18 protein-coding genes are annotated in these 20,602 nt (G+C 65.2%); 8 read left to right on the top strand and 10 right to left on the bottom strand.

The window, feature by feature from the left end:
* The 7 genes from AC1RL5_RS30055 to AC1RL5_RS30025 form a co-directional block, all read right to left on the bottom strand.
* On the bottom strand, positions 1 to 5,039 hold a 5,039-nt coding region (locus AC1RL5_RS30055; protein ID WP_492590072.1), incomplete at its 3' end, for a two-partner secretion domain-containing protein.
* A 27-nt stretch (positions 5,040 to 5,066) separates the two neighbouring features.
* A complete protein-coding gene (locus AC1RL5_RS30050; RefSeq protein ID WP_019094135.1) occupies positions 5,067 to 5,204 on the bottom strand; it encodes a hypothetical protein in 138 nt (45 codons plus the stop codon).
* Positions 5,205 to 5,596: 392 nt separating this feature from the next.
* On the bottom strand, positions 5,597 to 6,034 hold the full coding sequence (locus tag AC1RL5_RS30045) for an Lrp/AsnC family transcriptional regulator (RefSeq protein WP_019095870.1): 438 nt from the start codon (positions 6,032 to 6,034) through the stop codon (positions 5,597 to 5,599).
* Positions 6,035 to 6,056: 22 nt separating this feature from the next.
* Positions 6,057 to 7,433, bottom strand: coding sequence for a threonine synthase (thrC, locus tag AC1RL5_RS30040; protein ID WP_072452823.1), 1,377 nt, complete (start codon positions 7,431 to 7,433; stop codon positions 6,057 to 6,059).
* Positions 7,434 to 7,449: 16 nt separating this feature from the next.
* Positions 7,450 to 8,340, bottom strand: coding sequence for a LysR substrate-binding domain-containing protein (locus AC1RL5_RS30035; protein ID WP_072452821.1), 891 nt, complete (start codon positions 8,338 to 8,340; stop codon positions 7,450 to 7,452).
* Between the two features lie 41 nt (positions 8,341 to 8,381).
* Positions 8,382 to 9,818: an amino acid permease gene (locus tag AC1RL5_RS30030; RefSeq protein ID WP_072452819.1), complete on the bottom strand. Its 1,437-nt coding sequence runs from the start codon at positions 9,816 to 9,818 to the stop codon at positions 8,382 to 8,384.
* Positions 9,819 to 9,971: 153 nt separating this feature from the next.
* Positions 9,972 to 11,246, bottom strand: a complete 1,275-nt coding sequence (locus tag AC1RL5_RS30025; RefSeq protein ID WP_072452817.1) for a cystathionine gamma-synthase family protein — start codon at positions 11,244 to 11,246, stop codon at positions 9,972 to 9,974.
* Positions 11,247 to 11,485: 239 nt separating this feature from the next.
* Between AC1RL5_RS30025 and AC1RL5_RS30020 the strand changes: the two genes are divergently transcribed.
* Complete coding sequence (locus tag AC1RL5_RS30020; RefSeq protein WP_011062104.1) at positions 11,486 to 12,022, top strand: DinB family protein; 537 nt, start codon at positions 11,486 to 11,488, stop codon at positions 12,020 to 12,022.
* On the opposite strand, the gene AC1RL5_RS30015 is transcribed toward AC1RL5_RS30020, so the two are convergent.
* Complete coding sequence (locus tag AC1RL5_RS30015) at positions 12,023 to 12,334, bottom strand: hypothetical protein (RefSeq protein ID WP_041118987.1); 312 nt, start codon at positions 12,332 to 12,334, stop codon at positions 12,023 to 12,025. It lies immediately after the preceding gene.
* 92 nt (positions 12,335 to 12,426) lie between these two features.
* On the opposite strand from AC1RL5_RS30015, the gene AC1RL5_RS30010 reads away from it, so the two are divergent.
* The gene (locus AC1RL5_RS30010; RefSeq protein ID WP_103408289.1) at positions 12,427 to 12,726 is read left to right on the top strand and encodes a YceK/YidQ family lipoprotein; all 300 of its coding nucleotides are present in this window, start codon (positions 12,427 to 12,429) and stop codon (positions 12,724 to 12,726) included.
* 60 nt (positions 12,727 to 12,786) lie between these two features.
* The gene (locus AC1RL5_RS30005; RefSeq protein WP_258538695.1) at positions 12,787 to 13,176 is read left to right on the top strand and encodes a YceK/YidQ family lipoprotein; all 390 of its coding nucleotides are present in this window, start codon (positions 12,787 to 12,789) and stop codon (positions 13,174 to 13,176) included.
* A gap of 27 nt (positions 13,177 to 13,203) precedes the next feature.
* On the opposite strand, the gene AC1RL5_RS30000 is transcribed toward AC1RL5_RS30005, so the two are convergent.
* Entirely contained in the window at positions 13,204 to 13,977 is a 774-nt protein-coding gene (locus tag AC1RL5_RS30000) for an EAL domain-containing protein (protein ID WP_072452811.1), read from the bottom strand.
* Between the two features lie 246 nt (positions 13,978 to 14,223).
* On the opposite strand from AC1RL5_RS30000, the gene AC1RL5_RS29995 reads away from it, so the two are divergent.
* Positions 14,224 to 15,225: an AraC family transcriptional regulator gene (locus AC1RL5_RS29995; protein WP_072452809.1), complete on the top strand. Its 1,002-nt coding sequence runs from the start codon at positions 14,224 to 14,226 to the stop codon at positions 15,223 to 15,225.
* Positions 15,226 to 15,271: 46 nt separating this feature from the next.
* Here the strand turns inward: AC1RL5_RS29995 and AC1RL5_RS29990 are convergent, their stop codons facing one another.
* Positions 15,272 to 15,793, bottom strand: a complete 522-nt coding sequence (locus tag AC1RL5_RS29990) for an SgcJ/EcaC family oxidoreductase (RefSeq protein WP_053152622.1) — start codon at positions 15,791 to 15,793, stop codon at positions 15,272 to 15,274.
* A gap of 173 nt (positions 15,794 to 15,966) precedes the next feature.
* On the opposite strand from AC1RL5_RS29990, the gene AC1RL5_RS29985 reads away from it, so the two are divergent.
* The 4 genes from AC1RL5_RS29985 to AC1RL5_RS29970 are packed head-to-tail and all read left to right on the top strand — an operon-like array spanning position 15,967 to position 20,565.
* Entirely contained in the window at positions 15,967 to 17,127 is a 1,161-nt protein-coding gene (locus AC1RL5_RS29985; RefSeq protein WP_065363281.1) for a sensor histidine kinase, read from the top strand.
* On the top strand, positions 17,124 to 17,792 hold the full coding sequence (locus tag AC1RL5_RS29980; RefSeq protein WP_123577663.1) for a response regulator: 669 nt from the start codon (positions 17,124 to 17,126) through the stop codon (positions 17,790 to 17,792). Before AC1RL5_RS29985 ends, AC1RL5_RS29980 begins: the two co-directional genes overlap by 4 nt.
* Positions 17,789 to 20,116 carry an ATP-binding protein gene (locus AC1RL5_RS29975; RefSeq protein ID WP_185021775.1) on the top strand — a complete coding sequence of 776 codons (2,328 nt, stop codon included), beginning with the start codon at positions 17,789 to 17,791 and terminating at the stop codon, positions 20,114 to 20,116. The genes AC1RL5_RS29980 and AC1RL5_RS29975 overlap by 4 nt, the downstream gene beginning before the upstream one ends.
* Entirely contained in the window at positions 20,113 to 20,565 is a 453-nt protein-coding gene (locus AC1RL5_RS29970; protein WP_015636233.1) for a response regulator, read from the top strand. The genes AC1RL5_RS29975 and AC1RL5_RS29970 overlap by 4 nt, the downstream gene beginning before the upstream one ends.
* The last annotated feature ends 37 nt before the right edge of the window (positions 20,566 to 20,602 follow it).

The following is a 20,602-nucleotide window of genomic DNA, read 5'->3' as shown; positions in this document are numbered from 1 at the left end:
CGGCCACCGTTGATGCTCATGCCGCCATCGGCTTTCTTGCTGGTGTTGAGGGTCAGGTCTTTCCCGGCCTCGACCACAGAGGCGATGTTGGTGCTGTGGTAGCTCTCCTGTTGCTTACTGCTGCTACGCCCGAAGGAGCCTTTGCTCTTCTTCGAGTAGAAAGAGGCGCTCTCGTCCTTGGCGGACAGCAGGCTAAGGTCGCGAGTGGCATCCAACGCGACGTTTTGCTCGCCCTTCACCTGGCTGGCCACCAAGATTAGGTCCTGACCCGCCTTGATCGACAGATCGCCGCCAGCGGTCACCGAAGACGCCTGCTGACGTACCTGATCGTTACTGCTGGTGACCTTCTTGCTCTTCGACGCGCGGTGGCTCTCATTGGCCGCAGCTTCGATGGATACGTCACGCGCCGCTGCCAATGCCAGGTTGCCCTGGGCAGCGACCTTGCTGGCCACCATCTGCAGATCCTGGCCGGCCGTGGCGGAAAGATTGCCACCGACCTGCACTTCACTGCCGTACTGGGTGGTCTGGCTCTGGCTCCAGTTGGTCTTCTTGTGGCGTCCGCTGCTGCTGTTCACTTGCTCGGTGGCCACCAGCGCCAGATCACGCCCCGCCTTGAGACTCGCATCGCCCCCGGCCTGGAGCACGCTGCCGCTGTTACGGATATCCCGTCCGGCGTCGATATTCAGGCTGTTGTCCGCCTCGACCCGAGCCGCGTTGTTGAGGTAGTCGTTGTGCTGGGCCCCGCCGCCATAACGGGTGTCCTGGCTGACTTTCGAGCGTTCGTTGATGACGTCGCCCTGGGTCGCTACCAGGCTGACGTCCTGGCCTTTGAGAATCCCGCCCTGGGCGTTGCGGATGCTTTGGGTGGCCAGCAGCGACAGGCGTTCGTTGGCGTCCATCAGGCCGCTGTTGTCGATGTTCTGGGCGCTGGCTTGCAGTTGTGCACTGGCGCGCAGGGTGCCCTGGTTGGCCAGGGTGCCGCCGGAGATCAGGTTCACGTCGCGCCCCTGAATCAGTGCGCCGTTGGGCGCCAGGCGGTTGTTGGCCTGGGCCATGTACAGCACCGGTACCAGGACCTTCTCGCCGTTGACCTCCTGTTCCTGCATCCAGACGATGTCGTGGGTCAGGGCCGCGACCTGGGCTGAGGTCAGGGCTATACCGGGTGACAGGTCAAGGGCGGTCTTGCTGGCGATCGCGTTGTCCATCAGGTAGCGGAACATCGCTTCGTCGCTGTCCAGCCCAGCAATAAAACGCTGGCCGGTGCGGGCAATCACCGCTTCGCGGATCAGCCGTTGCTCATAGAGCCCGTCGCCCAGGCGGCGCTGGGTCTGGTCGCTGTTGAAACCGATGCGGCTGAGCAGGTAGTCGGAACTGATGAACTGCTTGAGGTTGGCGAACGCCGGGTTGGTTTCGATCAGGTATTTGTGTTGCAGGTTGCTGCTGACTCTGAACAGGCCGCTGTCACCTTGCGGCAAGTTGAAACTGGGCAAGGCCAGAGGGTTGACCGCTTGTTGCTGCAGGTCCGGAGCGGCTTGCAGGTTCAACTGCGGCAGAGCCTGGGTGCTGCTATCCACAGCTGTCATGCCGACCCGGCTGGCACTGGCGGCCACGGCTTCACCCGGACGAATCACGCTGTTTTCCAGCAGTTGGGTGCCGGTGATGTCCACCTTGCCGGCGCCCTGGATGACTGCCGCGGCGACTTCGCCACTGCCGGTGGTCTCGACCTTGCTGAAGCCGCTCAGGCTACCGAGCGCAATCGCTCCCAGCGGCATCGCCGTAGGGTTGTAACTGGCAGAGTTGGGGTCGTTGTAGGCGTTGTAGCGCCCGATGTTGTTGACGAAGGTGTAGTAGGCACCTTCGTCCTTGGTGTAGACCGAGTAAGCGTAATTGCGAATCTCGCCGCCGCCGGCACCGATGTTCTTCAGGCTGTTGCTTTGCAAGCTGATATCGCCGGCGGCAGAAACGGTACTGAACTGGTTCTCGAAGCTGTCGCCCTTGAAGGTCAGCTCGGCGCCGGAAATCAGGTTGCCGCGCTGGGAGTCCTCGGTGATTTTCGTGCCGTAGACCTCGGTCACCGAGTAATAGGCTTCGCAGTGCTTACCCTTGCAGTTATCGGTAAAACCGAGGTTGATGCGCCCGGAGGTCAGGGCCGGAATAAAGGCGAACTTCTCCTTGCGGTTGACCAGGCGATTGGCCAGCAACTGCATGCCATGGGCGCTTTCAATGGTGCCGGAAATGTTTTCGATCAGGCTGGCCGGTTGTTGTCCCGGGGCATTCACGTCCAGGCGCCCAAGGCTGTAGATGTCACCCTTGTCGTTGGTCAGGCTGCTGGTTTCCAGCTGCATGTCGGCGCCGCTGAAGATCAGCCCGCCCTGGTTGACCAGGGTCGGGGTTTCAATATGCAAGGCATTGCCCGCCCCCAGGGTGCCCTGGTTGGTCAGGCTGTCGACCTTGAGTTGCAGGTCTCCGGCAGCCGTGAGCGTGCCGAGGTTCTGCAGGTGACTGCCCAAGGTGAAATCGGCCACACCGCCACTGCGCACCTCGGCCTCCTGGCCAAGGTCGGCACGGGCGGCAGCGAAAGTCATGCGCCCCTGGCTCTTGAGCAGGCCGTTGCCCTGGTAAGAACCACTGAGAATCAGCTTCAGGTCGCCGTCGGTTTCCAGGCCGCCGTCGTTGATCCAGTGGTTACCACTGGCTTCGACGCCCTCCACTGAAATCAGCTTGCCAGTGCGGGTCTGGGTGAAGGTCCCGACCTTCAAGCCGATCTTTTGTGCCTGGATCTGACTGGTATTGCTCCAGTCCGCCAGGTCCAGATCCAGCCGGCTGTTGGTGATGAAACTGCCGCCGGCATTGCCGGTGTCCGCCAGGGACAACGCGAAGCCTTGTTGCCCCAGGTGGCGCACCAACCCTTGCTGGTTGCTCAGGCCCCCGCTGCTCAGCAGCAACCGCTGGTTGCCGATCTCCACCAGGCCCTGGTCGTTATCGAAACGGCCACCGATGCTGAAGCGGCTCTCGCCCTGCTCGCCCAAAGCCCGCAAACGGCCCTTGGCATTGCTCACCGAACCGGCTTCCACCGCGAGGCTTTCCCGGGACTCGATCAGCCCTGCGTCGTTGTCCAGCTTGCCGGAAAGTGCCAGCCCGATGGTTTCGGCGCTGAGGCTGCCCTTCTGGTTCTGCAGACTGTCGACGGAGAGTTGCAGGTGCTTCTGGCTGGCGATCTCGCCCTCGTTGTTGCGGACCTCGCCGCCCTTGAGTTGCAAATCGCCTGCGGTGGACAGTACATGCCCCTGAGCATTGATCAGACGGGAGCTGCTGCTGATCTCGACTGCCGCCCCGCGGGCCTGACCCCGAGTGTTGTCGAAGGTCGCGCTCTTGACTTCAAGCTTGCCAGTCTGGGCGTTCAGTCGTCCTTGCTGGTTGCGCAGTTCATCGGCTTCCAGGCTCAGTTTGCCGGCACCCGTGAGGATCTTGCCGCCGCCATTGTCGAGGACCTGCTTGACCCTGGCCTTGAGCTCGCCCTGGTTGGCTTGCAGGGTGCCCTGGCGGTTATCCAGGCTGCCGGCATTCAAGGTCAAGTCTGCGCTTTTGCTGAGAATCAGGCCCTGATCGCGGTTGTCCAGGCTGTCGACCGCCACCTTGAGTGACTGCTCGGCGGCCAGGGTCCCGCCACGATTATCCAGACTGTCACCCTCAACCTTCAGGGCTTGCTGGCCAATCAACTGACCGCCACGGTTATCGACACGACCGGCCTTGAGGTGCAGATCCCCCGCTGCCACCAGTTCCGCGCCCTGGTTATCCAGGCGCTCAAGATCAGTCGTGAGACTGCCCCGGGCGTTGATACTGCCCGTGTTGATCAGACTGCCACCCTGAAGCTGCAGATGGCTGGTGGGGTTGATGGTCTCGATACCCTCTTGCCGCTGAAGCCCCGCATTGAGCTGACCGCGACTGACCACCTGCTGGCCTTCGAGGTGCAGGTTGCCGCCCGCGGTCAGGTTTTTGTCCACTGTCAGTTTTTCAGCGGCAACCACTTTGGCGTTCCGGTCCGCATACACCGACTCGGTCAGTTGCACCGCTTGCGCCTTGAGTTGCACGTCGCCCTGGGCTTGAGCACGAGCCAGGGTCAGCTTGCCGTTGGCATCGATTTGCAGGTCACCACCGCTGGTAGCCATATCACCTGCCAGCTTCACCCCTACACCGGCTTCAGTGCCCACCAGCTTGATCGCCCCGGCGTACATGCCGCCCAGGGCCGAAGAGTCGATCGCCAGTTGCGGCGCATCCGCCGGGTTGGCGGTGCGGGCGGTGGCGTTCAAGGTCTTGGCGTCGACGTCATTGGCCCCGGCGATCACCGCCAGATGCTTGGCCTGGATCTCGGCGTTGATTTTCGCGCTGCGGGTGATGATTTCGAACTGGTCGATGTTGCTCGCGTTGAGCCCCGCGCCCTCGATGGCCACGCTGCCCTGGTCCACCTGGTAACGCTGGATCTGGCCGTTCTCGATCACCGGCTTGCCGGTGGTCAGGGTAGCCTTGGGGGTATTGATGAAGCCGCAGCCATTGCAGGTCACGCCATAGGGGTTGGCGACGATCACATGGGCCGACTGCCCGGCCACTTCGGTGTAGCCCTTGAGCTGGCTGGGGCTGCCGCCGTTGACTTCGTTGAGGATCACATTGGCCGCGCGGCCACCCAGGTTGGGGTTGCCGATAATGTAGCCACCCAACTGGGTGCTCTGCAGCTTTTGCGTGGCGTTGTTGAGGATCACCCCCTGCTGGCCAACGTTGTAATCGCTGAACTTGTTATGGGACAGCCCGCCGCCATTGGGCGTGGCAATGTTGACGATGGGCACGCCATTAGCCGCTTGCCCGAGGCTGGTGCCGCTGCCGTTGACCACGATGCCGTCGGCCATCACCACCAGCGGCTGCCAGAACATCACGTTGGCCAGGATGAACGCCAGTCCGCGTTTCGGCAGGCCCAAAAAGGACTCACGGGATTGCAGGGCAGCCGAAGGCTGGCGGGCCAGAAAGGCAAACTGGCGAACGTCCATGTCGAATATCTCAGGCAAAAAGCGGAATTAGAGGAACAGGTCCTGGTCGCCGGGGTTGAAGGTCGGTGCGGGCAAGGGAGCGGCAATCGCCATGTGCACGGGGCCGGCCAGCAACAGGCAAGACAAGGCACAGCACAACCTCATCCCGAGGGCGGAGATAGGCATATTCGGTCCTTCGAAAGGGCAGCAAGGGTCAAGACAAGGCGAGCGATGCTAATGTGCCACTACCTTGGCGTCAAACAAGCGCCGAGCACCCCGACAAACTGCGTATACCCCCCGGAATACGGGCCTTGCAGTGGGCGCCGATACTAGATTGATCCCGGTAACCACCACATCGGATTGATCTGAATTTTCGAAAGAGGTTTCTTGGTAGCGGACTGTTGATCCGCCAGAGGCGTTTCTTAGAGCCATCGGCTACCCGCGCAGATTTCCACCGAAGCCATTTCCAGGCGTACCGCCCAACACCTGTTCATGAGGCATGAACAGGCACATTCTGCAGCGCCGAAAAAGCAAAAAAAGCCAACACTCGTTGGCTTTTTCAAGCAGGCAGACAGCCCCTAACTCACCGAGGACAAGACAAAGGACGTCACGGTGTTTTCCACCCCGGGCAAGGCGGCGATGTCATTCCACACCCGATGCACCCGTTCCGCCGTGGCGGCGCTGACCCGCACCAGCACATCGAACTCGCCGCTGAGCACTTCGCACTGGACGATCTCCGGCATGGCACGCAAGGCCTGCAGCACTTCGGCACCGCGCATGCGGTCGTAGCGGTAGACGAAAATCAGCGCATTGATCCGGGTGTCCGCGCCCCGCCCCTCTCCCACGCGAATGGTGTAGCCCTGGATCGCCCCGTCCCGCTCCAGGCGCTCGATACGCTGGCGCACGGCGTTGCGCGACAGGTTGACCTTGGCCGCCAGCTCGGCGTGGGCGGCCCGGGCATTGAGGGTCAGTTCGGCCAGGATGCGCTCGTCCAGAGGATCAAGAATCCGCTTCATAGGCTCACCTTGCACCGGCCCATCACCAGGACTCCAGGCAGTGCAGCAGCGCGCCAAAGTCATCCGCGGCCAGCGTCTGCCACTGCAGCGTCGAAGGCTGTGCCACCGGCTCTTGCGGCAACCCGGGGATGCCCAGCGAGCTCAGCAGGCGCGCCGACTTGGCCGGTGCAATCTCCCCCAGGGTGACCATCGGTGCCACCAGGCTGCGGCGGTACAGGCGCGCCGCCAGGACGCCGGTGGCGGCATGGGGGTCAATGACGTAGCCGGTGTCCCGATACAGGCTGACGATCTCCTTGCCGGTCTCTTCATCACTGACCGAATAGGAGTCGATGATCATCCGCGCCTGGAGCCAGGCCTCGTTGTCCAGGGTCATCTCGCCGCTGTCCTCGAAGCCCTGCATCAGCACCGCCACCGCCTGCGGGTCCTGGCCATACAGCTCCCAGACCAGGCGCTCCAGGTTGGCGAACAGCGACAGGTCCATGGCCGGCGACAGGCTCTGGCTGGCCTGCCCCCGGGAATAGTGGTTCTTCAGGAACAGTTGATGCAGGGCGTCATTGCGGTTGGTGGCCACGATCATCTGGGTGATGGGCAGGCCCATTTTCTGCACGATGTAGCCGGCATAGACCTCGGCGAAACTGGCCGCCGGTACGCTGAAACCGATGGGCCGCTGGCCCCCGCCCAGTTGCAGCACGGCGTGGAAATACAGCACCAGCTGGGCCATGACCCCGACCCAGTTGCTGGAGTTGAAGCCGATCACCTCATGCTCGGCCAACGGCCACTGACGCAGCAAGCGGCCGACCAGGGTCTGGCAGTCATCGAAGCTGCCCTCCACGGCGAAGCGCCACAGGCCCGGCTGGTGCGCCGCCTGCAACTGTCGCCCTTGCTGCTCGGGCACGCCGTGCTGCGGATAGAACACCAGCAGTCGCGTCTGCGGGCAGTCCTTGAAGGCCTCGATGGCCGCCAGCCCGGTGTCGCCATTGGTGGCCCCCACCAGCACCCCACGCCGCTGCCGGCGCTGGAGAAAGTAGCCCACCAGTTGGGCCTGCAGGCGTGCGGCAAAGTCCTTGGCCGAACCGCTGGGGCCATGAAACAGCTCCAGCAGCCATTCATTGCGATCGATCTGGCGCAGCGGCGCCACCGCACGATGGCCAAAACCGCTGTAGGCCTGGCGAAGCAGCCCCTTGAAGTCGGCCTCGGGCAGGCTGTCGCCGACAAAGGGCCTGAGCACGCGAAAGGCCAGTTCGGGGTAATCCAGGGTCGACCAGTTGGCGATTTCCTGGGGGCTGAAACTCGGCAACTGCTGCGGCACATAAAGCCCGCCGTCGGCCGCCACGCCTGACAGGACTACGGTTGCAAAATCCACCTGCTCGGTGGCACTGCGGGTACTCACATAACGCATGCTTGGCTCCGGCCAGTCATTTGTAGCGATGGGCCTGCTCCACCAGCCAGGTGGAAAATTCCAGCGCATCGGGGTGTGGATCGGCCCCGGCGCCACGCACCAGGTAAAAGGATTCGCTGGCCTCGATGCGCTGACTGAAAGGCTCCAGCAAGCGCCCGTCGGCGAGCATCTGGTCGACCATGGAGGAACGGGCCAGGGCCACGCCCAGGCCCAGTTCGGCCATGCGCAAGGTGGAAATCAGGGTGTCGAACTGCATCCCCCGGGACGAATCCACTTGCTCGGCGCCGGCCCGCTGCAGCCAGTAGCCCCAGCCCTCTTCGTAGCCCAGCACATGCAGCAGCGGGTGCCGGGCCAGGTCCGCCGGCACCTCTAGCGGCGCCTTGTCCAGCAAGGCCGGGGCGCACACCGGGAACAGCGTGTCCCAGGTCAGGCGCTGGGCCACCAGCCCCGGCCAGTGGCCGTGGCCCCAACGAATTTCCAGGTCGTCTTCGCCGTCCAGCTCCTTGACCCAGATATTGCTGATGTAGCGGATATCCACCAGCGGGTGCCTGTGCTGAAAATCCGCCAGCTTGGGCGCCAGCCAGTGGACGAAAAACGCCAGGCTGCCGCGCACCTTGATCGGCCGGCGCTTGTGCTGGCCGAAAATTTCGTTGGTGCCCACCGCCAACCGGGTGATCGCGTCCTGCACCACCGGCAGGTAGGAGCGGCCCTCCTCGGTCAGGTCCAGGCCGCGGGGCAGGCGCTTGAACAGCGCCACCCCGAGGTGGCTTTCCAGCTGGCGGATCTGTTGGCTGACCGCGCCCTGGGTGAGGAACAGTTCCTCGGCGGCGTGGGTGAAGTTAAGGCAACGGGCGGACACCTCGAAGGCGCGCAGCCAGTTCAGCGGGGGCAAGCTTTTCTGCTTCATGGCCTGGCTCTCATGGACACCCTGGGCGCCGGGCGCACCCGTCAACCCTGCAGGGCATCGGAGGGCCGAGCCAGGGCTGCCAGGGACAGGCGCCGCTGGCGGCTACTGCGGGTAATGTAATACACCAGGTAGCACCAGGCGATGAAGGGCAGGCCGAAGTACAGGGCCACGCGCTGCTCGGGGTCGAAACCGATGCCGACACAGGCCAGGGCGCAGCACAACAGCGCCCCCAACGGCACCCAGGGGTAGCCACGAACACGGAATTTCAAGTCGCGCACGTCACCGCCGTTGGCCACGAAGTGCCGGCGAAAGGCGATCTGGCTGGCGGCGATGCTCATCCACACCACCACCACCGCCAGCCCGGAAATCGACACCAGGGCCAGGTAGATGGTGTCCGGGGCGAACACGCTGCTGAGCAGCGAGGCGGCGCCACCGGCCATGCTCACGATGATCGCGTTGAGCGGCGTGCCCATGCGGGTCAGGGCCGAGAACTGCTTGGGCAGGTGGCCCTGGTCGCTCAGGGTCCAGAGCATCCGCGAGGCGGCGTACAGCCCGGAGTTGGCGGCGGACAGCAACGCGCTGATGATCACGAAGTTCATGATGTCGGCCGAGTACGGAATGCCGATGTAGGTGAACACCGTGACGAACGGACTTTCCACCAAACCGGCCTGCTCCCGGGGCAACAGGGTGGCGAGGACGAAGATGGTGCCGACAAAGAAGATCGCCAGGCGCAGCACGGTGGTGCGGATCGCCCGTGGCACGTTGCGTTGCGGGTCGCGGGTTTCACCGGCGGCAATGCCGATCAGCTCAGTGCCGGAGAAAGCGAAGGCCACCGCCAGCAGGGTCATGGCAATCGGCATGAAGCCAGTGGGGAACAGCCCCTCGCGGGTGAAGTTGCTCAAGCCGATGCTGTGGGCCTGATCGATGTTCAACAGGCCCAGGATCGCCCCGCCGCCCACCGCCAGGAACACCAGCACGGTGATCACCTTGACCAGCGACAGCCAGAACTCGGTCTCGGCGAACAGCCGCACCGAGACCACGTTGGACAGAAACACCACCATGGCGAACAGCGCGCTCCAGATCCACACCGGGGTGTCGGGGAACCAGCGGGCCATGAGGATGCCGGCGGCGGTGAATTCCGAGCCGATGGCCACGGTCCAGGTCAGCCAGTACAGCCAGGCCACGGTGTAGCCGGTGCCTGGGCCGAGAAAGCGCGTGGCGTAGGTGCTGAAGGAGCCGGTCTCGGGCATCTGCACCGCCAGCTCGCCGAGGCACATCATCACCAGGTACACCATCAGCGCGCCGATGATGTAGGCGATCACCGCGCCCAGCGGGCCGGCCTGGTTCACCGTGTAGCCGGACGTGAGGAACAGCCCGGTGCCTATCACCCCGCCCAGGGCGAGCATGACAATGTGCCGGGTCTGCATTTCTTGCTTGAAGCCGCCGCGCAAGTCGGTCTGTTGTTCTTGTAGGGACATGATGGTTCTCATGAAAGTTGTCAGGGCAAGTCTCAATTTCTGCGACTGTGGAAATGGGCAGAAAACAAATCGGATGCCACCAGGTTTTTATTGTTATTCCTCTTCATGAAGCCCCCACTGGCTGCCTTGCTGTGGGGGTGTTGCGCGCTCTTTTCAGTGGGCGACCTCGGCCCGCGGGTCCTGGGATGGGATGGCGCCAGGCGCCGCATTCTGCTTGAGGGATTGGCGCAGCCAGGCGAAGGCCTGCTGCAGGTCGGCCAGCAGGTCATCGGTGTCTTCGATGCCCACCGAAATCCGCACCAGGCCTTCGGAAATGCCCAGGGCCTGGCGCTCTTCCAGGGTGTTCTCCACATGGCTGGTAGTGCGCGCCGGGCCGTAGATGGTTTCCACCGCCCCCAGGTTGCCGGCGCAGTGGGCATAGCGCAGGCGCGGCAACAGCAGCTTGACGCTGTCCATGCCGCCCACCAGGACAAAACTGACGATGGCGCCGAAACCGCGCATCTGCGCACAGGCCACGGCGTGATTCGGGTGGCTGGGCAACCCTGGGTAGTTCACCGCTTCCACCAGCGGCTCATTCAGCAGGAACTGCGCCAGTTGCGCGGCACTGTGCTGTTGCTGACGCATGCGCAGGGCCAGGGTCTTGATCCCGCGAATGATCAGGTAGGCCGAGAACGGATCGAGGCTGGCACCGTTGATTTCCCGATAGTGACGCACCTGGCTCATCAGCGCTTCGCTGCCGCAGGCCACGCCACCAAGCACATCGCCGTGACCGCTGAGGAACTTGGTAGCGCTGTGGATCACCACATCCACGCCCAGCGCCAGGGGGTTCTGATTCAGCGGCGTAGCGAAGGTGTTGTCCGCCACCACCAGGGCGCCGACCTGTTTCGCCGCGGCGACCAGACGCTGGATATCGACGATCTTCAGGGTCGGGTTGGTCGGCGTCTCCAGGTACAGCAGGTCGCAGCCCTTGGCGATCTCGGCCTCGATCTGCTGCTGGTCGAAGGTTTCGCAGAGGGTCACGGCCACGCCCATGCGCGGCAGGAATTCCTCGAAGATCTTGTTGGTACCACCGTAGCTGTCCTTGGTCGACACCACCCGCTGGCCGTGGCGCAGGAAGCTGTAGAGCACGCCGCTGATGGCTGCCATGCCGCTGCTGAAGGCCACCGCCGATTCGGCGTTTTCCAGATCCTGCAGCTTGGCTTCCAGGGTTTGCACCGTGGGGTTGCTCATGCGGCTGTAGATAAAGCCAGGGGCCTTGCCCAGGGCCACGTCGTACCACTGGTCGATGTCGTCGTAGCCATAGGCGGCGCTGGCGACAATCGGGGGTTGCGTGGCGTTGTAGGGATGACGGACTTGCTCTCCGCCCCAGACCACCCGGGTAGCGGTCCCGGGGTTTTCCAGCCCTGTGCGTTCAGGTTTTTTATTCATTGCAACGGCTCACCATAAAGGGTGCGCGGCCTGTTGCCGCGCTGGATCTGGTGGCCAATATAGAGAAAAGCCCAAGCCCCGAGAAACGATGTTATCGGGGCCAAAGGGGCGGTTTTTTTAATGGCTGCACAGCCCTGCAAACGGCCTGCGCACGAGGCTTTTGTGACACCTCTTGCATTGCGGCACCGGGGCTTGCGAAGCTGCTGCGCGCCAGCCCGCAAACCCCGAAAGGAGCCGCAATGAACCGCACCGAGCACCTGTGCCTGATGGCTCGCTACAACCAGTGGATGAACAGCAAGCTGTACAGCGCCGCCATGGGCCTGTCCGATGCGCAACTGGCTCTGGACCGGCAGGCCTTTTTCGGCTCGATCCTCGGCACCCTCAATCATTTGCTGGCCGGCGACACCATCTGGCTCAAGCGCTTTGCCCAGCACCCGGCGCGGTTTGCGGCCCTGGCGCCGCTGCAGCAGGTGGCCCTGCCACAGGACCTCAAGACCCTGCTGTTCCCAAACCTGGGCGGGCTCTGGCAGCAGCGTCAGTGGCTGGACCAGTTGATCCTCGATTTCAGCCAGTCCCTGAGCGACGCCGACCTGGACAGCAGCCTGCATTACGCCAACACCCGGGGCGTGGTCGCCGAGCGCGATTTCTATAGCCTGCTGGTGCATTTCTTCAACCACCAGACCCACCACCGCGGCCAGGCCAGCACCCTGCTGACCCAGGCCGGGGTGGATATCGGCGATACCGACCTGCTTATGCTGATACCCAGCGATATCTGATCAGGCTTGAGCCCAACGGGCGCACAACAGGGGCAGGCCGCGCTCGTGCCAGAAGCCCATGGAAATCCCGCCGCTGGACATGCCGCCATGGGCAAAGGCCTCGACGAAGAAGTGCCCTGCCGAGCTCCAGGCCCTGCCGGTCAGTTGCTCGAAGGCCTGGACGATCAGGGCTTCCAACTGCTGCGCCGTGGCCGGCCAGGGCGTGTGGGCCAGATGCGTGGCCATGGCTCGCCACAGATAGGGGTCACCCCGCAGCCCCCAGGACAGCGGTTCCTCGGCGAACAGCCGTGCGACGCTGCGCTCTCCCTCCATCGAACCCTCCCGGCACTGCGCCCAGTATTTATTCAGCGCCCAATCTAGCGTCTGCAGCGGGCTTCTGCGACCATGCGCGCGGAAAAACCCGCTTGCTAAGGAATGGCGCCATCAAAGCCCTCAATGCTCTGTTCGTTGTGTCCCTGCTGTCCCTGGTGGGCTGCGGCACCCTGATCGCCCGCACCCCCAATTCCCATACCAGCTACGACTACTACAAAGGCACCCAGGCCAATATCGAACTGCTGACCATGCGCGGAGCCAGCGGCTACGACGGCTACGTCACGCTGTTCTGCTGGATGAGCATTGTCTGCCCGGTGGCGGCCATCGTCAGCCTGCCGGTGGACGCCGTGGCCGACACCGCGCTGCTGCCCTATGACGCGATGAATCACTGATTCGCGCCCCCTGCCAATGGCCTGAATGGAAGAGCGATCATCCGAATCATCAATTACCTGTTGCTGCTCAACACCCTGCTGCTGTCCGGCTGCGGCACCTACATGACTCGCGGCAATGCCCTGGACTTTCGCGACGACCGCTACTACCGCAGCGTAAAGACCAACGCCCAAGTGCTCACCGGCTATGACATGGGCTACGCACGCATGATCACCGGCGGCTGCTGGGTGATGGTGGTGTGCCCGATCCTGATGATCGCCAGCCTGCCCCTGGATGCGGCGCTCGACACCGTGCTGCTGCCCTACGACGCGCTCCAGCCGGAGCGGCCCAAGCGCAACATGCACGTGGATATGAAGGAGATTCCCGAGCAAGACCTGCAGGCATTGCCCATCAGTGCCGAGGTGCAAGACCCGACGGCCCACACCCCGCCCATCACCACGCAGGCTGATTGAACCCCTTCAGGCGGGCATGCACCCGGGCTACGCCTGATCCGGCGTGCACAGCTGGGGCACCCGCTGCGCCAGGCGGCAACGTCGCCCCAGGCGATCCACCTGGGGGCGGCCGAACAGGTAGCCCTGCCCCCACTCGCCACCACAGGCCATGGCCAGGCCCTGGTCGGTGGCAGTCTCCACCCCTTCGATGATCACGCAGGGCGCCAGGGTCTTGCACAGTTGCACCAGGTGGCTGAGGGTCTGGGCGCTGTTGAGTTCGCTGCGGGCGCGCTGGATGTAGCCCTTGTCGATCTTGACGATGTCCGGCCGGGTCTGGCGGATGAACTCCAGGGTGCCCAGGCCCGCGCCGAAATCGTCGATGGCCACCCGGCAGCCCAGTTCGCGCAGGCACAGGACAAACTCGCTGGCCGCCTCGATGCTCGGTGGCGTGGCGCTTTCGGTAATCTCGATGACCAGCCGCGCGGCCACGCCGGGAAAGTCTCGCAACTGCTGGACAATGGGGTACCAGAATGAATCGATGATCGCGCTCTGGGCCGAGATATTGCACCCCAGGCGCAGGCGTTCGTCCCGTTGCAGGCTGTCGATCACACAGAGCACCACGCTGCGGTCCAGCTCGCGCATCACCTGGTGTTTTTCCAGTAGCGCCAGGGGGTAGACATCCCCGCCCTGGGCATCGACATGGCGCAGCAACCCTTCGTGGTAGAGCACCCGGCTGCTGTCGGGCAGCCATACCACCGGCTGGAATGCCAGCATCAAATGGCCCTCGGCCAATTCACGATAAAAGTCTTTGATGCTTTGCATGACAGATCCATAGGCAAGCCAACGACGCACCCTCGAACATGGCACGACGAGCCCGCCGCCGCACTCGCCCAAGGGTCCCTGCCCAACCATGATCGACCCTGCCCGGGCCACCCGGAAGTGTTCCCGGATACCTTTCGCTTGTCCTCGGAAACCTGGGCCGGTGCTTATTCGTCTGTGGCCTTTTGTTTATTGCAATCATGCAAAAGGCCTCATCGATATCATTTAGCCACTAGTCCAGGAAGACCTATGCACAGAATGACCAGCGCCAGCTTTCGGGTGCTTGCCGATGTCATGAGAGAAGGCGGCGCGAATGTCGACGCCCTGCTCAGAACCTTCGGCAGCAGCATCCAGGACGTTGAGGAAAATCCCAAGGGCGTGAGGCTGGAACTGGTCTATCAAGTAATGCGCGAAGCCACCCGCCGCACCGGCAACCCGGACCTCGGGCTGCTGGCCTACAGCAAGGCCCACCCGGCCAACCTGGAGGCCCTGGGCTATGCGGTGATGTCTTGCGCGACCCTGGGGGCAGCGCTGCAGCGCCTGGTGGACTACCAGGCGCTGACCAGCAACGGCTTCTGCATGTGCCTGGAACGCAAGCCCGACGCGTTGCAACTGATCGGCTTCGACGTCACCGCCGAGCCTTCGCTGATCCCCCGGGCGGTGATCGACGCCGGCGCCGCCCAGACCCTGGGCCTGCTGCACTGGCTGCTACCCCAGCACAAGCCGCGGCCGCTGGTGGCGGCCTTCACCTACCCCGAGCCTGAGGACACGCGCATGCTGCGCCGGCTGATGGGCGACAACCTGCAGTTCTGCGCGCCCCACAACAGCCTGACCTTCAGCAGCCAGGACTGCGCCATCGCCCTGCCCACCGCCGACCCGGCGCTGGATGTGCTGCACATGGAATACGCCCGCAACCGCCTCAATGTGCTGCTCAGCGGCTCGATGACTGCGCGGGTGCGCCGCGCCCTGTCCGAATCCCTGGCCCAGGGCGCGCCCAGCGACCTGCCGCATATCGCCCAGGCAGTGGGGGTCAGCACCCGCAGCCTGCAACGCAGCCTGGGCCATGAAGACGTGCACTTCTCGGCGCTGCAGGACGAGGCGCGGCTGATGCTGGCCCACAGTTTTCTGCGCAACTCCATGCGCAGCGTCAAGTACATCGGCGCCCTGTTGGGCTTTCGCGACCAGAGCAGCTTTCACAAGGCCTGCCTGCGCTGGTTCGGCATGACCCCGGGGCGCTACCGCGAGCAGTGACAGCAACGCCGAGCAAAGGCTCGGCGCAAGGTGACAGGAGCCTGGATCAGTGGCTGGCTTGCAACTGCGGCTGCACTTGCGGCATGGCCGAAGAGTGGTGATTGAGGATTTTCCACTGCCCGCCCAGGCGCTCGTAGAGAAAGGTGTAACGGGCCTGGACCTGCTGTTTCTTGCCGTCGGCGGCAGTCAGGGTGAAGGTGTAGACGCCGCTGTCCATGGCCGCATCCGGGCCCAGGTGACGAATCTCCCGGTAGTTGATCTGGCCCACCGGCCGCGAGGCCATGAAGTGCTCGAAGTAGTCCTGGATCTGCGCGTGGGTGCTACGCACCTGGTTGGAGACCGTGGGTTGCAGCACTGCATTGGCCGCATAGAGGCTGACCACGGCTTGCGGGTTGCCGGTCTGCAGGGCGCTGTTCCAGCGGTCGAAGAGGCCGGCGATTTCCCGGTCCTGCAGGTTCTGCGGCTGCTCGGCCACGGTGCGGTACACGTAAGGGGTGGCTTCCAGGGCCTGAGCCAGTGGCGCGCTCAGCACGAAGAACAGGGCCAGGGCGGTGCTTTTCAGTTTCATTCACGGACTCCAGTGGGTTTCAATGAGCCCCACTGTGCCCCGGGCCGTCGCCCCTGCCATCGGCCAACTGGAGCCTGCGGCCTATGCCATTCGGCAGATAGGCGCGATACCGGGCACGGGGGTCTAATACCCTGCCCCGAACCACTGCACCGCCCCCACCCTGGAGTTTCCCGATGCCCAGCCCGCCCCTCGATCCCGCCAGCGCCCTGGCCCTGCGCAGCCAGTACCGGCAGTCGCAAAGCCGCGCCGCGCGCCTGCGGCTGCTGGTGGACACCGGCCAGGAGCTGCTGCAACTGCCCCCCGGACAGATGCGCCAGCGGGTGGTGCAGCGGGCCTGCGCCTTTGTCGCCATGGACCAGGGGCTGTTGCTGGAATGGAGCCGCGACGGCGTGGCCCATGCCAGCGCCGAACAGGGCCACGGCGAATGCCTGCAAGCCCTGCGCGCCGTGGCCGGGCAGGCCCAATGGCTGGAGCGCCCGCTTGCGCAAACCGGGGTGCTGCGCGTACTGCTGCACCGCGCCGACGGCCAGCCCTTCGGCGCCCTGCTGCTGGCCAACAGTGTGCCCATCAGCGCGCCGGACAGCGAAGACCTGGAATCCCTGCAACTGCTGGCCACGCTGTTGGCCACGCACCTGGAAAACCAGCGCCTGCTGCAGGACCTGCAAGCCCGGGAGCGCAGCATGTCGGAGCTGGTGCAGCGCCTGTTCAGCGCCCAGGAGGATGAGCGCAAGCGCGTCGCCTACGACCTGCACGACGGCCTGGCGCAAACCCTGGCCGGGTTGCACCAGCGCCTGCAGGGTTTCGCCGGGCGCTGCCCGCCGCTGCCGGAGCCCCTGCACGATGAACTGCAGACCATCCTGCAACTGGCCCAGGGTTGCGTCGGCGAAGGCCGGCAACTGATCGGCGGCCTGCGCCCCCATGTGCTGGACGACTTCGGCCTGTTGCGGGCCATCGACCGCGAGGCCGACCGCCTGCGCGACGCCGGGCTGGCGGTGCACTGGCAGCAGCGCTACCCGGAGCGCCTGCCGGCGGCCCTGGAAATCGCCCTGTTCCGCATCGCCCAGGAAGCCATCAACAACATCCTCAAGCATGCCCGGGCCCACAGCGTCAGCCTGAACCTGGCCCTGGAAGCAGGCCAGGCGGTGCTCGGCATCAGCGACGACGGCGCAGGTTTCCAGCCGGCATCCGGCCAGGGCATCGAACAGTTGGGCCAGGTGGCCATGCAGGAACGCGCCCATTTGCTGGGCGGGCGTTTCACCTGCCACAGCCGGCCCGGCAGCGGCACCCGGATTCTCGCCCGCGTCCCCGTCCCCTCCTTGGAGCACGCGGTATGACAGCGGTGATACGCCTGGTCCTGGCGGACGATCATGAAGTCACCCGCACCGGCTTCATCGCCCTGCTGGCGGGCAACCCGGAGTTCGAGGTGGTGGGGCAAGCCAGGGATGGCGAGCAAGCCCTGGCCCTGTGCGAGCAACTGCGCCCGGACCTGGCCATCCTCGATATCCGCATGCCCCTGCTCAACGGCCTGGGGGCCGCGCGCCTGCTGCAACAGCGCCAGCCCGAGGTCAAGGTGGTGATCTTCACCATGGACGACAGCCCCGATCACCTGGAAGCCGCCATGGCCGCCGGCGCCGTGGGCTACCTGCTCAAGGACGCCAGCCGCGAAGAGGTGCTCGACGCCCTGCAGCGCGTGGCCCGCGGCGAAGAGGCGCTCAACAGTGCGGTCAGCGCCCGCCTGCTGCGGCGCATGAGCGAGCGCGGCAACCGCCAGGCGCCCCAGGCTCAGGCCCTGACTGCCCGCGAGCGCCAGGTGCTGGGGCTGGTGGCCGGTGGCTTCAGCAACCGCGAGATCGGTGAAAAGCTGGGCATCACCACCGGCACCGCCAAGGCCCACGTGGAACGGGTGATCGGCAAGCTTGGCGCCGCCGATCGCACCCAGGCCGCGGTGCGCGGCATGGCCCTGGGGCTGGTGGCGCAACCTGCCGGGCAGTGGCCGTGAACCTGCTCAGCGCCCGGCGCTGGGCCGACCTGCCGCTGCGGGGCAAGGCGCTGGTGGTGATCTCCCTGCCGCTGGTGATCCTGCTGCTGTCGCTGGTGCTGATCTACAGCACCGAGCGCCAGACCGCCCGCGCCGAGGAGGACGTGCGCCGGGTGCTGCTGGTGCAGGGCGATATCCAGGCGGTGCACACCCTCCTGGCCGAGGCCGCCGCCAGCGTGCGTGGCTACCTGCTGACCCGGCGCGAGGACTTTTTGCCCGCCTACCTCCAGGCCCGGCCGCAGATCGAGGCCGCGCTGCAACGCCTGGACCAGAATGTCCAGGACCCGCGCATGCGCGACTACCTGCAGACCATCACCCCGCTGATCCGCACCAAGCTCGACGGCCTGGTGGCCCTGCGCAACGGCAGCCGCGACGACGCCGCCACGGTGACCGCGATCCTGATCGACAACAAGCAGGTACTGGACGTGCTGCGCGAGCAGATCAGCGCCATGCGCGTGCGCGAGGATGCGCTGCTGGCCGAACGTAGCGCAGCCGCCGCGGCAACCCGCATGCGCCTGCTGTTCGCCACCTTGCTGGCCGCCGGCTGCGGGCTGTTCGGCGCCATCGTCGCGGTGCTGTTGCTGTCCCGGGGCATCGTCACCCGGGTGCAGCAGGTACAGGGCAATGCCCAGCGCCTGGCCCTGGGCCAGCCGCTGCGCCCGCAAGCGCCGGAACAGGATGAAATCGGCCAGCTGGGCACGCGCCTGGTGGAGGCCGGGCAACTGCTGGCCGAGCGCGAACGGGCCCTGCGCGACAACGAGGAACGCCTGCGGCTGATCATCGACGGGGTCAAGGACTACGGGATCTTCGCCCTGGACACCGCAGGCCGGGTTACCACCTGGAACGTCGGCGCGGAACGGATCAAGGGCTACAGCGAGCAGGAAATCATCGGCCGGCATTTTTCCCTGTTCTACCTGCCCGAAGAGTGCCCCCAGCACCCGGACATGGCCCTGCGCGAGGCCACCGCCCACGGCCACTACATGGAAGAGGCCTGGCGCTGTCGCAAGGACGGCAGCCGCTTCTGGGCCAGCGTGGTGATCACCGCGCAGTACGACGCCAGCGGCGCCCTGCGCGGCTTTTCCAAGATCACCCGGGACATCACCGATCGCCGTGCCGCGGAAATCGCCCTGGGCACCGCCCGCGAGGAAGCGGAAAGCGCCAGCCGCGCCAAGAGCGAATTTCTCTCGCGCATGAGCCACGAACTGCGCACGCCGCTGAACGCCATCCTCGGCTTCGCCCAACTGCTGGACATGGATTCCAGTGCCGGCCAGCGGCCCCAGGTCGGGCATATCCTGCGGGCCGGGCAGCACCTGCTGGGGCTGATCAACGAGGTGCTGGACATTGCCCGTATCGAGGCCGGGCGCCTGCCGCTGAACGTCGAGCCCATGGCCCTGGCGGCGGTGCTGCACGAAGCCCTGACCCTGGTGTCACCCATGGCCGCGGACGCCGGCATCACCCTGGCGCCGCTGCCGGAACTGGCGGCGGACAGCGGCGTGATCGCCGACCGCCAGCGCCTGATCCAGGTGCTGCTCAACCTGCTGTCCAACGCCATCAAGTACAACCGCGCGGGTGGCCGGGTCAGCATCGACGTGGCGATCGAGGCATCGCGCCTGCGCCTGAGCGTGCTCGACACCGGCGCCGGCATCACCGCCGAGCGCCTGGAGCGCCTGTTCAAGCCCTTCGAACGCCTGGACGCCGACCCCAGGGTCGAAGGTACCGGCCTGGGGCTGGCCCTGAGCAGGAGCCTGCTGGAAATGATGGACGGCAGCCTGGGCGTACAGAGCAACCCGGGCAGCGGCAGTTGCTTCACCCTGGAGCTGCCCTTCGTGCGCCTGGCCGCTGCAGCCGCCGTGGCGCCCTGCAACGCCTCGGCGCTGAACGTGCCGGCGCCACAGCCCGCAAGCCGCTACCAGGGCAAGGTGCTGTGCATCGAAGACAACCTGCAAAGCCTGGCGCTGATCGAAACCCTGCTGCAACGGCGCCCGGGCATCCAGCTGCTGTCGAGCATGCAAGGCCAGATGGGCCTGGACCTGGCCCGCCAGCACGCGCCGCAGATGATCCTGCTGGACGTCAGCCTGCCGGACCTGCCCGGCCTGGAGGTGCTGCAACGCCTGCGGGCCTCCAGCGCCACGGCCGACACCCCGATCCTGATGATCACCGCCGACGCCAGCGAACCGACCCGGCGCGCCCTGCTCGACGCCGGGGCCACGGCGATCCTGACCAAGCCCATCCACATCCCGGTGTTCTTCGCCCACCTCGATGCCTGTCTTCCGGAGCTCCCATGACTGCCGATCTGCGCATCCTCATCATCGATGACCAGCGCCCCAACCTCGACCTGATGGAACAGCTGCTGGCCCGCGAAGGGCTGCACAACGTCCTCAGCAGCACCCAGCCGCTGCGCAGCCTGGAGCTGTTCAACAGCTTCGAGCCGGACCTGGTGATCCTCGACCTGCACATGCCCGAGTTCGATGGCTTTGCGGTACTGGAACAGCTCAACCGACGGATCCCGGCCAACGACTACCTGCCGATCCTGGTACTCACCGCCGACGCCACCCGCGACACCCGCCTGCGGGCGCTGGCCCTGGGCGCCCGGGACTTCATCAGCAAACCCCTGGATGCCCTGGAAACCCTGCTGCGGATCTGGAACCTGCTGGAGACCCGGGCCCTGTACAAGACCCTGCGCACCCTGGTGCCGCCGGAGCGCATCGAACTGCTGCGCCCACCAAGAACCTGACCTGCCGCACCTGGCCCCACCACCGCCCCCTGTAGCC

It is taken from the genome of Pseudomonas sp. GW822-FHT06D10, assembly GCF_058799535.1.
The sequence above is the reverse complement of the archived record's forward strand: the minus strand, read 5'-3'. Positions and strand labels throughout refer to the sequence as shown.

What these genes read in the sequence shown, in the direction of transcription:
- thrC (WP_072452823.1), bottom strand. Translation starts at nt 7,433, where the DNA reads ATGCGTTATGTGAGTACCCGCAGTGCCACCGAGCAGGTGGATTTTGCA.
- AC1RL5_RS30015 (WP_041118987.1), bottom strand. Translation starts at nt 12,334, where the DNA reads ATGGAGGGAGAGCGCAGCGTCGCACGGCTGTTCGCCGAGGAACCGCTG.
- AC1RL5_RS29995 (WP_072452809.1), top strand. Translation starts at nt 14,224, where the DNA reads ATGCACAGAATGACCAGCGCCAGCTTTCGGGTGCTTGCCGATGTCATG.
- AC1RL5_RS30025 (WP_072452817.1), bottom strand. Translation starts at nt 11,246, where the DNA reads ATGAATAAAAAACCTGAACGCACAGGGCTGGAAAACCCCGGGACCGCT.
- AC1RL5_RS30030 (WP_072452819.1), bottom strand. Translation starts at nt 9,818, where the DNA reads ATGTCCCTACAAGAACAACAGACCGACTTGCGCGGCGGCTTCAAGCAA.
- AC1RL5_RS29985 (WP_065363281.1), top strand. Translation starts at nt 15,967, where the DNA reads ATGCCCAGCCCGCCCCTCGATCCCGCCAGCGCCCTGGCCCTGCGCAGC.
- AC1RL5_RS30050 (WP_019094135.1), bottom strand. Translation starts at nt 5,204, where the DNA reads ATGCCTATCTCCGCCCTCGGGATGAGGTTGTGCTGTGCCTTGTCTTGC.
- AC1RL5_RS29970 (WP_015636233.1), top strand. Translation starts at nt 20,113, where the DNA reads ATGACTGCCGATCTGCGCATCCTCATCATCGATGACCAGCGCCCCAAC.
- AC1RL5_RS30045 (WP_019095870.1), bottom strand. Translation starts at nt 6,034, where the DNA reads ATGAAGCGGATTCTTGATCCTCTGGACGAGCGCATCCTGGCCGAACTG.
- AC1RL5_RS30000 (WP_072452811.1), bottom strand. Translation starts at nt 13,977, where the DNA reads ATGCAAAGCATCAAAGACTTTTATCGTGAATTGGCCGAGGGCCATTTG.
- AC1RL5_RS29990 (WP_053152622.1), bottom strand. Translation starts at nt 15,793, where the DNA reads ATGAAACTGAAAAGCACCGCCCTGGCCCTGTTCTTCGTGCTGAGCGCG.
- AC1RL5_RS30035 (WP_072452821.1), bottom strand. Translation starts at nt 8,340, where the DNA reads ATGAAGCAGAAAAGCTTGCCCCCGCTGAACTGGCTGCGCGCCTTCGAG.
- AC1RL5_RS29980 (WP_123577663.1), top strand. Translation starts at nt 17,124, where the DNA reads ATGACAGCGGTGATACGCCTGGTCCTGGCGGACGATCATGAAGTCACC.
- AC1RL5_RS30020 (WP_011062104.1), top strand. Translation starts at nt 11,486, where the DNA reads ATGAACCGCACCGAGCACCTGTGCCTGATGGCTCGCTACAACCAGTGG.